Below are 13,130 nucleotides of genomic sequence, written 5' to 3' on the forward strand. Positions count from 1 at the left end.
TCTTCAAGGAAATAAAATCTTTTTGGATACGGTATTTCCGTTTGCGAGTTTGATTTTAAGAATTCCGTTTCCGGAATAGGATAGAGGAATCTGGTACGAATTACCGTAACTTTGAGTTTGATGTAGCAGAGCTCCATTGGAAGCGTATACAGAGATACCGGAGATATCGGTATTGCTTTTTATATTCAGTGTTCCATGTTCGGTGTATGCTATTATGTTCTGGTTGTCTGAAAGTGGTGTTTGGATACCACTTTCAGTTTTATTCAGTCTGAACTCCATCCAGCTCCAAGATTGCTTAGCCAGTGTTTCGGGTATTATTTCTTTTTCGACAGCTCCGTCTTTACGGTTTCGAATTTCCAGATTTACTCTCATTTGGTTTTGTACAGGAGCTGTTTCGTAACCAAGCAGTTTCCAGGGAATGGCTATTTCCATATCGTAATAAAAAGATTTTGTATTGACGATATAGGTTATATCTTCGGTATTGTCGGCATCATGCCAGTTATTATTATCTCCATATTTCATGGTAACGTTCCCATTGACATCGAGGAAAAACTGGAACATCCCTTTTTGTGGGTATGTATCGCAGGCATTTTCCAAGTCGAGAGACAGGAAAATACCGTCGTTGTCTACTTTGTCGGTGTAGATGTCCCGATCTATTACTCTTGCTGTGAAGTAGAGATATTTGTTGTCATACAAAAAATCGGCTGTTGTTTTGTTTTTGGTAACGTTACCCATAAATACCTGTTGGGCATTTTTGTATGTCCATGTGTCGCCTGAAGCCGACCCATCGAGAACGGGGGTGCCGAAGTCGGCCTCAAAATATGTTTTGGGATATCCTTTTATCATTTTTATGGCATTTCCGGTATTCGGGTCTCCTATGGAGCCAAGGGCAATTACACTGCCGTCTCCTACAACGGCTATTGAGTTCCATAATGAATGTTGGGACAGGGAGAGATTGAAGGGAGCACTTATGGCTTTGAAATTTTTGGCATCTTTGTCCCCGACGGCAACAAACATATCATATTGGGATTCTCCGACTCCTTTGCGGTCGCCATAGTCGCCTTGCCAGGAAGCTATGGTTTCACCCGATTGTAATTTGCGCAGATAGGGAGCTGCAGATTTATATTTTTTGTCATTTGTATTGGCAAATATGATATTTCGGTTTGGGCTGTCGGCTCCTATGACGCTGTTCCAATTGTCTGAAAGCGGACATCGTACTGTCGTTGCTCTGAACCCTGAGTATCCCGGCCAACCGTTGTCTTCAATGATTACTGCAATTTCTCCATTGTCGGTTATGATAGGCACCGGCATACCGTCCCGGGAACCGGGCCGGAAGGATATGCGTACAGGATCGCTCCATGTTTTCCCTTTGTCGAATGAGCGGCACATCGATATGCACTGTTCGTTGCTTAATGTAAAGTCGTTTTCGTTGGCAAAATAGCAGTGTAATTCTCCTGAAGGCAATTCAAGGAATGAAGGTTCCCAGCATCCATTATCGGAAATATATTGGGCATCGAAGATAAAGATAGGTCCTTCCCAGTTTTTTCCGTTGTCATGACTTATCATGGTACGTATACCGAATTTTCGGTTTTCGCTATATGGGGATGATGGCCGAGGATTGAATCCGACAAGTATGGTACCGTCGGTCAATTGTATCAGGTCGGGTACAGCGTATGGTATCAGACTTTGTTGCCTGACAATCAACTCAGGGGAGGTCCAGGTTTTTCCGTAGTTGGAACTGTAACATACCGATATTCCGCCTCCGGACTCGGCTGCGGCCATGATACGACCGTCTTGAAGCTGTATGATACGGGCATAGTTGCCGGAAGGGAATAGGGTCAGTTCACTATCGGTATCCCAAAAAATCCGAGAACCGGAATATGGGTCTTTACTGACGGCATATATATTGTATGCTGCAAGTAAAAACATAATGAGTATTGAGGTTTTGAAATTTATATGTACATTCATTTTTTTGTTCATTGATTATTTTCGTAATATTGTTTGACTTTCAGGGCATCTAAAGGTTTGTCGGTAGTTACAAATTGTACTCCTGCATTAGTCATTTCGGCAATATCTCCGATTGAATTGACAGTCCATACATTTACCGACATTCCCCGGTCTTTTGCTTGTTTTATCCACTGTGGATTGTCTCGGAATTCTTGAATATGATAGTCTAATCCACTGATGCCATAGGTATGGAGTGTTTCCGGGGCAATTCCTCCTGCCAGATACGAGACTTTGGCTGAGGCATCGAGGGAAACGATTTTTTTACAGATATCTAAATCGAAAGCTATGTATTCTACTTTGTTTTGCATTCTGGATTCGGCAACGGCCTCGACTGCAGCTTTTGCCGCGGCCATATTTCGTTCAGCCGTTGAGTGAGTCTTGATTTCAATAATTAGTTTTGTAGGGCTTTCACTCTCTTTGATAAGTGTTAAACAATCGCTCAATTGTGCTATTTTTTCACCGTTACTTAGCGTAAGGTCTTTTACTTGTTCGTATGTCGAATTTTGAATAGTTACTCCATTCAAAGTTGCATCGTGGTTGAGAACGAGATGTCCGTCGGTAGTAAGCCAGATGTCGAGTTCCGACCCATAAAGATTGAGTTCTTGGGCTTTTCGTATTGCTGTCAGAGAATTTTGAGCAGATCCTTCTGTATCCCAATATCCTCTGTGGGCTATGATTTGAGCCGGTTGGGGCATTTTTGTTACGATTTGGAGTTTTGTCAGTCCGAGGTCTTGTCTGTTTTCACCTCGTAAAAGCATCATACGGTATTGCCCGGATTGGAATCCTTCCGGGATAGTGATATATATACCGTTTTCTCCGTTGAGTGTACAGTTTAGGGTCTGTATATTCGATGCATCGGTTACGGAAGTGAAAATGACTTTATCGTCTTCGGTAAATCCGGTACCGGAGATATTATAAGTAGCTCCAATTTTGACGGCGATACCTGAGATGAAGTCAATGTCACTTACCATATCGACTACGGCATTTTCCTGTAGCTTCTTCACTTCGTCCCATAGCACGGCAACATCGTGAGGGGTAAGCGGGTTGTCATAGATACGAGCCAATACCACATCCCCGCTCCATCCCAACTGAGCCGTGGGTCCGGCATCGCAACCGATGGCGAACCAGTTTGAATTATCTTTTGGGAATTTGAATTCCCCGACAGCTTCTATCGTATTTTTCAGTTCACCGTTTATATATATCCTGGCTTTTCCTTCTTCTTTATTCCAGGTTCCAACGATGTGGTAGTATATCTGAGGTTGAGGTGCTATACCGCTTGTGACAAATTTCCAGTCTCCCCCGACGTGAGGCAAGAATGAGAGTTCGTTTTTCCCGTTCAAACCTCGGTCTGTTTTACAGACCATCAATCCGGTACCTCCGGTTTCGTGCGAACTGAAGAATTTGGCTTCTCCATTGGAGATAGGCGGTTCGAAGTCAGCCATAACGACAGCTTCTAAAGTATGACCATCTTTCAAAGCTTCTTTGAAAGCTTCATTATTGGCATAATCAATGCGGTAGAATCCTGAAGTAGCACCGGCCCACGTATTCCCGAATTTAGCGACAAATCGTTTGTAAGTATTGCTATAATATGTAGATAACGCTCCACTGTTGTTTGTTGTAATGACATTTTTCATAGGGGAAATATCTTCGGCGGTACCATCGGTTTTGAATACGACATCGAGTATATCTGCTACCGGTTTTTTCTGTAGCTTTTCAATATCGTTCCATAGTAGTTTTACTTCAGTATCCTTCAGAGGTTTGTCATATATACGGGCGATTACCACGTCTCCACTCCATCCTAATTGGGCAGTAGGTCCTGCATCACAGCCGATGGCAAACCAGTCGGAACCGTTTACTGGGAATATAAAATTACCTTCAGTATCAACTGTATTTTTTAATTCTCCGTTTATGTATATATAGACTTTTGCCTCTTCTTTATTCCATACGCCTATTATGTGATAATATTCTCGCGGTTGGGGTACTATACCACTGGTTCCCCAACGCCATGTACTGTTTCCTGATGAGACATTAGGAAGAAATGTGAGTTCATTTGTCTCATTCATGCCGTTGTTTGTTTTACACACCATAAGACCCGTACCTCCACGTTCGTGAGATGCAAAAAATTTAGCTTCTCCGTTTGCGATAGGTGATTCATAGTTTGCCATGACGACAGCTTCTAAGGTATGTCCGTCGGCAAGAGCATCCTTGAATGCCTGGTTATTGGCATAGTTTATTTTGTAATATGAAGATGTTTTACCGGCCCAGGTATTATCAAATGTAGATACATATCTATTGTATATATCATTGTAATATGTTTTTGTACCTACAGCCTCAATGTTATTTTTCATGGGGGAGATATCTGTGGCCGAGCCGTCTTCATTGAAAACGACATCCAAGACATCGGCTATAGGTTTTTCGATAAGAGTAATACTGTCGATTTGGGTAAGAGCTTCGCTGTACAGGGTCTTACCGGATGTGTCGTATATAGAAATTTTAGTTTTATTGTCTTCTATTTTTACTTGGTCTATGTTTTCTGTAGAACCTTGGAAAATTATGGATCCATTTTTGTAAATGAATAAATCGTTTTGTGCGATTAACCAGAAACCACAGAAAATCAGGCAGCTTACCAATGATAATTTTATCAGAATGTTATTTTTTATGTTCATAGTTTTATTTCTTGATGATTTTATGAAATTCTTGATTTTCTCCTATTCTTGTTTTTACTATATACATTCCGGCAGGGTAAGAAGCGAGAGAATGTGAGAACGTGCTGGATACAGGTATAGAACTAAGTATTTTGTTTCCGTTTACAGAGAATATTTCGACATTGTCTATGGTATTATCTGTTTTTATAGAAAGGATGTCGTTGGTGTCAATATAGACAATGGTATTTGATTTTGATGGCATTTCTACGGAGGAGATTACTTTTTCTATAAAGGTGAAAAAGTTGAAGTCAGAGAGAGGAATTTCAGAGGTTTTATCATTGCTTTCGGTTATATTCATAGTATTTTCCGTAAATGTAATTTTACGTACGTTTGTGAATGTGTTAATAGGTTTGTTGGATTTCTCGTTGTAGATATACACATTTTTTCCTTCAGTAGATATAAGACAGGAAATAATAAATGTTATCGTCAGTAGTTTGGATTTTATCATGGTGCCTTTGATTTTATAATAGTTATTGATTGCTTTCCGGGGAATTCAGATTCCCCGGAAAGAATTTATTGAGGTGTTACCGTTACTATAACCGTAGACTCGGCAGTGATATCGGGCCGATTGGGATATGACGCTACAAACCGATATGTTACCGGTTTGGTAAAGTCTGCTGTCGTGGTACCTGAAATTTGCTCAACGTCATCGATATATACTTTGTCATTGTCTGAGTATAAGGTGAAAGTGGGAGCGAGGTTGCTCAAATCACTTCCCGACGGAACAGTCATATTGATTTCGTAATAACTGTAATCAAATTCCGAACGGGTTATCGTGCCTTGTACTCCAAGTAATTCGAATGTTTTGAATTCTCCGTAGTTTACCGTATAGAGTTTGTACGGACGTTCGGTTCCTTCATGAGATTTCAGTTTGATGTTGAGAACGTTTGCCAGATTATATTTGGCCGTAGAAGAGAATTCTTTATCATCGATATAGACTTTTGTGGAATCGGATCCGATGTAGAATTTCAGCTTTTGAGAAAGCGAAACTGTCGCATTGGATGTTTTGAATTTGATTTTTCGTGGCAGGCGCAGCAACCAGTCGGTTTCATTGACTGGATTGGCAAATACTTCATCGTAGATAACCTGGGGAGCGGATAGCCTTTCTATTTCGGTAACGTCATCGATAACTTTTACCATGAAGGAGCAGGTATCGCGTTTGATGGAATTTCCTGCGTCGGTGTGGTTGGTTGCGACGCATACTACTTTGTAAGTGCCCGGTTGCTGGTATGAATATGTAAACAAACCTTTATTGACAACCAGTCCGTAATTGCTGGCTTCGCGCAGTTCATAGTCGTGGTCGGTATCACCGGTGTATATGACTACGTTTTCGGCGGAACCCGTAAAGTGTATTTTCATCGTTTCGTTTGTGTCGTAGATGTATTTTCCGACTGACATTGCGGCATGGGGCTGAGTGGCTTCATCGTCTTCACACGCAGTGAAAGCCGCAATGACCAAAAATCCTAATATTGTTTTTAATGCTATTTTCATTGCAGATAAATTTCAGATTAATATTAATAACCGGGATTTTGAGTAACTACTCCGTTCGAGATGTCTACTTCAGTCTGGGGAATCGGGAATATTTCGTTAACCCCTTCGCGGAAATAGAGCCCCCGTTTGTTAGGACGCATCGTACTGAATGTCTTTAATGCACTTGCGGCACGGCCTTGTCGCACGATATCCCAGAATCGTTCCCATTCGTAAGAGAATTCGATACGGCGTTCTTTCCAAATTTGGTCGCGGAGGTAACCATAGCCGCCTCCGATATAGAGGGATGAACTGTTGTTTAACTCGTTGACGACGGCTTTATAACTGTTGAGTTGCTCTAAAGCTTCTGCACCGTTTCCGCATTCATTAAGAGCTTCGGCAAACATCAGTACTACATCTACGTAACGCAAATAGCGACGGTTTTTACCACTGTCTCCTGTATATGTAGGCCGGTCTTTGATAGGGGTGTACCATTTCAAGGATAATATACGACCTGCACCAATTTCGGTGTTTTCATGGTCGGGAGTGTATTGATGGTGTCCGATGGTAAAGTTGCGTCGGTAATCGTTGCCGAAGATATTGGCAATGATTTGGTCGTCGGCATACATGGGACTTCCTGATGCAAATAGAGTGGAGTATATCGAACTACCCTCATTGGTGTCGCCAGTCGTTCCGTCTCCGGATTCTTTGAATACAATTTCAAATATAGAGCCACTACAAAATTCTCCGGCGGAATAGAACTGGTCGAGATACGTAATGGGTGAACCTGTGGCATCGGTATATTTGAAAGTGTATGCATTTACCAGTTTTGCGATTTCGAAGTCGGGACCTTCGTAGGGGTCTGTTTCTCCGTTGAGTTCTTTGGGTTTGAACCATAGACGTTTGCGAAGGGTTTCCCAATCTTCGTTATACCGTTCGTCGTAACGAAGCATTTGGCTCATAGTCATTGAGGCTCCTTGTACGAAGTATTTGCCCAATTCTACCACTTGTTCCCATTTTTCAGATGGTGTTCCCGGAGTAGCCTGATACATAAGGACTTTCATCAGCAATCCTACGGCAGCACCGGCACTGGCTTTGCCCGAATTACTTGATGTGTATCGGTTGGAGAGCATACAGGCGGCTTCACGCAGGTCTTTTTCGATATATGCAAATGTTTCTTCGCGGGAGCTTCTTGGAATTACCAGGTTGTCTACGGTCTCGATTTCGGGACGAATGGGAACGCCTCCGAATGTTTTGACAAGGTTAAAGTAAAACAATGCACGTAGGAATTTGGCTTGTCCTAAAATCTCACGTATTTCACGGTATTTGCTGTAATCGTTGTTTGAGAGCTGCACTCTGTCGACATTGGCAATGACCTGATTAGCGCGGTGGACGCCTTTATAGTTGATGTCCCAACGTTTTTTGATGTATGTATTGGAGGTATTGAACCTGAAATGTACCAGTTGTCCCATTTGGCTGCTGAGCCCTTCGTCCGACCCGATTACATCGTCAGCAGTGGCTTCGCCGAATCGCCAGTCGCTATCGGTGAATTCGTCGCTTTGTAAAATGTCATAGGTGGCATTGAGGGCAGCTTGTAATTTGTATCGGGTGTCGTAGAAATTTTTGTCGGTCGAATTCCCTAAGACTTCCTTATCAAGAAAATCGTTGCACCCTGATAATACAAGAAGCGCGAGACATAGTATTTGTATCTTGAAAATGTATTTAGTCATAGTTGGATAGTATTTTATAATTATAAACCAATCTTGAAACCAAGGGTGAATGAACGTGCTTGCGGATAGTTACCGTGGTCAACACCCATACTTAAGTTGTTACTTTCCGTGCCTGAAACTTTTCCGACTTCCGGGTCGAATCCATCATAACCGGTAAAGGTAAGCAGGTTGTAAGCTGTCAAAGAAAACGAGAGGTTATCGATTTTCCATTTTGAAATGAGTTTTTTGGGAACATTATAACTGAGACGTAGTTCTTTGAGACGCAAATAAGAGCCGTCTTTTACAAAAAAATCAGACGAACGGAAGTTACGTGGACTGTCGCTACTGTCGAGGTCGGGAACTTCGGCATCGGTGTTCAACGGGAAGAATGCCCGGTTCTCGGCGAGTTGTCCGGACCAGTGTTTGCTACGGATGTCGGCATACACGTTTCCTTCGGCAGCGTTATACAAATAATAGTCCATTACATTGAATATTTTGTTTCCGGTTTGTCCTTGGAAGAAGATGTTGAGGTCGAAATCGCCATAACTGAATTGCAAGGGGATACCGAATACGAAGTCGGGTAGTGGAGAGCCGAGGTATGTGCGGTCTTCAGCGGTAATTTTTCCGTCACCATTGAGGTCTTTGAAACGGAAATCCCCGGGACGGGTCGTCTGCTCGTGGTCGAGTTTCCCCGGCTCGTATTGTGCGCTGGCTTTTACTTCTTCGTATGTGTTGAATATACCATCAGTTACATATCCGTAAAAACTTCCGATAGGCATACCTACTGCTGTTTTTGTTACGTAATCGACAATACTGCCTTCACTCAGATAAGAGCCGTAGATAGGTTCGTTACCGGTTCCGAGGCTTGTAACTTTGTTCTTAATCCAAGATAGGTTGAATCCTACTTCGAATCCGAATTTGTTGATTTGTTTTTTATAACTCAAGCTCGTTTCGATACCGTAATTGCGGACAGCTCCGGCATTGGTCATCGGGTCGGTGTCAAGTCCGGCTGAGGAAACGGTAGGTACGGCCAGCAACATGTCGGTCGTATGTTTGTTGAAGTATTCGATACCGAAAGTGATGCTATTGCGCAGGAATGCAAAGTCGAGACCTACGTTGAATGTTTCTGTTTTTTCCCATTTGATATCCGGATTTCCGAGCGTTGTGGCAGTAATACCGGGTTGCAATATGTGATTACCTTGACCGTATGGATAGTTGTATTGATTGGTAAGGTAGGTATAGCGGGCGAGTTCATCGATACGGTTGTTACCCAGAATACCCCAACCTACACGCAATTTACCGAGATCCATCCAACTGGCTCTTTGCATAAACGGTTCGGAAGAAAATTTCCATCCGACGGATACTGAAGGGAAATATCCCCAACGATTGTTTTTCGAGAACTTGGAGGACCCGTCTGCACGTATATTGGCTTGGAGCAAATAACGGTCGAGCACATTGTAGTTGATACGTCCTATAACACCTACTGCAGTCCATTCACGGTCGAGCCCGTATGTTTTATCTCCGGTGAATGCGCTTGACAGATACCATTGGTCTTTGGCGTTGCTCGGAGTCCCTTTGCGAGTAGATTCCTGGTAACCGTATTTGTAACCTTCGGCAGTCTGACCGGCCAGTACGGTAATGTTGTGAATATCGTTGTACCAGTTGAATGTCAGGAGGTTGTTTATTTCCCATTTGTTCGTGCTTGTTTTCATTTTATAGACAGTAGTCAAATCGGTCATGGCAAAGTCTGTTTCCAGATTGTTTACTTCCGTGAATTTATTGGTTGTTTCCGGAACCAGATAGTAGGATGCTTTGAACTGGTATACCAAATATTTCGTTATGTCAGCGGAAAGGTTTAGATTCATGTCGAAACGGTCACGATTTATTTTATTATGGTTACGGTCTATCATAGCCAAAGGGTGGTCTTCGCTCCAGTATCCGCGGGTGTCGTATGTATATATGAGCGGATTTTGATATAGAGCTCGTTTGAGGACACTGTTTGAACCTTCTGGCACTATGTTGCGGTCTTCGTTTGCGTATGACAGATTGGCTGTCATGTTCAACCATGAGGCTAATTTTTGGTTTATATTGATGCGGGTATTGAAACGTTTATAGTCGGATGTATTTACGATACCTTTTTCGTCGTAGTAGCTGGCACTGACCATAAATTTGGTTTTTTCATTTCCGCCTGAAACAGAGATGTTATATTGTTGTTTGAAGCCGGTACGGGTAATAGCATCCCACCAATTGGATGGGGAATTGCGGCGTATCGTGTCGACTAAGAAATATTTGTGGTCATCAAATTGATATGAATTGTCACCATTTTTGGAATAATATAAGCGTCCGTCGGAAGAGTATATACTTGTCCCGTTTATATAATCCTGCATCAGGGCATAATCGTCTACTCCCATGACGTCGATTTTTTTCCAAGGGTTGGAAATGCCGACGTAGCCGTCAAATGTAATTTTTGTTTTTCCCGATTCTCCGCTTTTTGTGGTAATGGAAACTACACCGTTTGCTGCTCGGGCACCGTATACGGCACTTGAGGCGGCATCTTTGAATATCTCGATATTTGCAATATCATTTGGATTGATATGGTTTATGTCATCGACGATGAACCCGTCTACCACATAGAGAGGGTCGGCATCGTTGACAGTACCGGTACCGCGAATTTTGATAGTGGTATTACTACCCGGAGCTCCGGTATTCTGTATGATGTTTACACCGGAAGCTTTTCCTTGAAGGGCTTGCAGTGCTGAGGCGACAGGAACGTCGTTTACATCCTTGCCGGAAATGGAGGAGATAGAACCGGTGATATCACTTTTGCGTTGGATACCATACCCGATTACTACAAACTCATCTAATGTCTTACTTGCCTGTTGCATAAGGACGGTTATATTTCTTTGTCCGGAAAGTTTTACTTCTTTTGAAGTATAACCGACGCAGGAGAATATAAGGGTTGCTTTGGGCGCTGCCTGAATTTTGAATTTTCCGTCGAAGTCGGCAGAGACACCGTTTGTCGTACCTTTTTCCATCACAGTGACCCCAATGAGCGGCTCTTTGTTGATACTATCCAACACTGCTCCCGTTATGTCTATTTTCTGTCCATACGAGGCAAATGTGAAAAATGAGGCAATGATACATATTGCCGTTCTCAGATATTTGAAATCATTCATTGTTGGTTCTTTATTAGATTTTAGATTTCATTCTTTCTAAATGTAAAAGTGTAAGCATAATTGCTGAAGAAGAATGAATACAATGATAAAGAGTAGAAAGGTGTTCCATCGACAATTTTGTAATGATTATCAATGAAACACCTTCATGGATATGGTTTATTTATTTAACAATTAATCGAGTAGATTTAGTTCCGGTAGCGGAGGAAGCAATAACTTCGTACATACCGGCAGCTAAGTCGGATACGCTGATAGCATCGCAAACAGATACATTATCGATACTCTTTACGAGGCGGCCCGATATGTCATAAATTTTCAGATTGCTTTTCATTGTGTCGATACCTTTGATACGGAATGTTTCAGTTGCCGGATTGGGATAGATTTCGAAACTGTTGGTTTTGTTATCCGTTACGTTTTCAATCCCTGTTTCGATTTCTTCGCGTGTACGATATTCCGGTTCCATTTTATCGGGATTTTTTGCAGGGTCATATCCGTCTTGACGATAGTGGTAGCAATATAATTGATTGCTTGCTTTTGAAGTGAAAAGCAATTCTCCGTTCAAGTTGCGCAAGCAGTATATTTTATCACCGTTGGCATCGATATTCGAAACGATTTGAGGCACGCCATCCCATTTGTCAAGGCGGATGAGTTTGGTATCGGTAGCTGTGGTTCCATCCATATTGCCTTCGTTCCACCAGTAAAGGCTACCACCGGCTACCGTCAGTTCTTTGACCCAATCGCAACCTACACCGGGGGCGAAATCATATTGCATTTGTACTTTCTCTCCGTCATACCAGTGAAGTTCTCCTCCTTTGCAAGATTCAATGTTTGCATCTGTTCCGGTATTTGCACAGAACATGTATTTGTCATCGAATACAACGCCGTTGTCGGCAAATGACTGGTGGTCTTGGGTAGGTTCTACAGTGAAGATGTCAAAACATTTGAAGTTTCCTTTTTCACAATTTGTAACACCGAATTCGCATCCAAGTTTCGGGTCTTTTCCTCGGAAACAAATTTCCCCGTTGTATACTTCTCCCACCATAGTAACGCCTCCACCGACTCCGATTCCGTTAGCTCCGACAGTGGGGTCGGTATCGTAAATCAGGTAGGTACCTTCTTCAGTGCCGTCGGTAAACCAGGGTTCATTGCCATGGTCTTCGTCCCAGGCTTTGAAGAATAAACCTTCATTATAGAAATTTTGCATCGAGTTGATAGCAGAACTTAATGTACTACCTTCCTTGTTTACATTTTTTTCAAGATTGATGTCTTTTACCATATAGGTGCCTTCGGTAGTTCCGTCGGTTACCCATAATTCTAACCCATAAGTGGTACCTGTTTTGTCTGCAACATCTCCTTTGAAGAAGACTTTGCGACCTACGCGGATAACAGCTCCATAACGATGGTCAATGTCCTCGCCGGGGAATTGACAATCGACTTGAGCGACGAGTTTGGTTCCTTCCTCTGTCCCATCGCTGACATAAAGCCATTTCTGAGCACCTTCACTGCTGAAATTTTCGCTTTCGTAATCGGAAGCAAAAAAGATGAATTGTGTTTCGTTCATTTGGCAAAAGCCAATGGGATTGGAAGAGTCGAATTCATGAATCTTCTTGACCATGCGAGTCCCTTCTTCGGTACCGTCGGAAATCCATAATTGATAACCGTCTTCGCCATTATCGGCAGAAAACACGACTTTGTCATTGAAACGGGTAAGATAATTGACATCTGAAGTGGCAACACCCGGATTGATGTCTTTGACCATACGCGTTCCTTCGGGGGTACCATCAGTTACCCAAAGTTCTTCACCGTGATCGCTGTCTGAGGCGGAGAAAAAAGCATAATAGCCTTTTTCCGGAGAGCCGGCAACTGTCAGATTTTTTTGCATGATAAACTTTTTATCTTGCGTAATATTAGGCGTTACTCCGGAAGGTAGCAACGCGGTCATACCGTCAGGCAAAGTCTGAGCAAATACACTTCCTACAGATAGGAGAGCCGTAGCGAGTAAAATGTTTCTTTTTTTCATAGTGTGAATAAATTAGTTAATGATAGTGTTTGTTTATATTGCTATTTAT

General features: G+C 42.4%; 7 protein-coding genes. All 7 read right to left on the minus strand.

Annotation, left to right across the window (positions count from 1 at the left end):
• Positions 1-3: 3 nt before the first annotated feature.
• Positions 4-1,968 carry an exo-alpha-sialidase gene (locus Cop2CBH44_RS15970; RefSeq protein WP_044230500.1) on the minus strand — a complete coding sequence of 655 codons (1,965 nt, stop codon included), beginning with the start codon at positions 1,966-1,968 and terminating at the stop codon, positions 4-6.
• A gap of 8 nt (positions 1,969-1,976) precedes the next feature.
• Positions 1,977-4,673 (minus strand): LamG-like jellyroll fold domain-containing protein, encoded by a 2,697-nt coding sequence (locus Cop2CBH44_RS15975; RefSeq protein ID WP_200755203.1) that lies wholly within the window; start codon positions 4,671-4,673, stop codon positions 1,977-1,979.
• A gap of 4 nt (positions 4,674-4,677) precedes the next feature.
• Entirely contained in the window at positions 4,678-5,160 is a 483-nt protein-coding gene (locus tag Cop2CBH44_RS15980; protein WP_021931029.1) for a T9SS type A sorting domain-containing protein, read from the minus strand.
• A gap of 65 nt (positions 5,161-5,225) precedes the next feature.
• The gene (locus tag Cop2CBH44_RS15985) at positions 5,226-6,203 is read right to left on the minus strand and encodes an SGBP N-terminal domain-containing protein (protein WP_021931030.1); all 978 of its coding nucleotides are present in this window, start codon (positions 6,201-6,203) and stop codon (positions 5,226-5,228) included.
• A gap of 23 nt (positions 6,204-6,226) precedes the next feature.
• Positions 6,227-7,909, minus strand: coding sequence for a RagB/SusD family nutrient uptake outer membrane protein (locus Cop2CBH44_RS15990; protein ID WP_044230458.1), 1,683 nt, complete (start codon positions 7,907-7,909; stop codon positions 6,227-6,229).
• A gap of 20 nt (positions 7,910-7,929) precedes the next feature.
• On the minus strand, positions 7,930-11,064 hold the full coding sequence (locus Cop2CBH44_RS15995) for a SusC/RagA family TonB-linked outer membrane protein (RefSeq protein WP_200755204.1): 3,135 nt from the start codon (positions 11,062-11,064) through the stop codon (positions 7,930-7,932).
• Positions 11,065-11,224: 160 nt separating this feature from the next.
• The gene (locus Cop2CBH44_RS16000; protein ID WP_021931033.1) at positions 11,225-13,081 is read right to left on the minus strand and encodes an ELWxxDGT repeat protein; all 1,857 of its coding nucleotides are present in this window, start codon (positions 13,079-13,081) and stop codon (positions 11,225-11,227) included.
• Positions 13,082-13,130: the final 49 nt, after the last annotated feature.

It is taken from the genome of Coprobacter secundus subsp. similis (assembly GCF_015097275.1).
In the GTDB taxonomy this organism is placed as follows: Bacteria; Bacteroidota; Bacteroidia; order Bacteroidales; family Coprobacteraceae; genus Coprobacter; species Coprobacter secundus.

Excerpts from the sequence above, each read along its gene's own strand:
- Cop2CBH44_RS15975 (WP_200755203.1), bottom strand. The coding sequence starts at position 4,673 with ATGAACATAAAAAATAACATTCTGATAAAATTATCATTGGTAAGCTGC.
- Cop2CBH44_RS15995 (WP_200755204.1), bottom strand. The coding sequence starts at position 11,064 with ATGAATGATTTCAAATATCTGAGAACGGCAATATGTATCATTGCCTCA.
- Cop2CBH44_RS15985 (WP_021931030.1), bottom strand. The coding sequence starts at position 6,203 with ATGAAAATAGCATTAAAAACAATATTAGGATTTTTGGTCATTGCGGCT.
- Cop2CBH44_RS15970 (WP_044230500.1), bottom strand. The coding sequence starts at position 1,968 with ATGAATGTACATATAAATTTCAAAACCTCAATACTCATTATGTTTTTA.
- Cop2CBH44_RS15990 (WP_044230458.1), bottom strand. The coding sequence starts at position 7,909 with ATGACTAAATACATTTTCAAGATACAAATACTATGTCTCGCGCTTCTT.
- Cop2CBH44_RS15980 (WP_021931029.1), bottom strand. The coding sequence starts at position 5,160 with ATGATAAAATCCAAACTACTGACGATAACATTTATTATTTCCTGTCTT.
- Cop2CBH44_RS16000 (WP_021931033.1), bottom strand. The coding sequence starts at position 13,081 with ATGAAAAAAAGAAACATTTTACTCGCTACGGCTCTCCTATCTGTAGGA.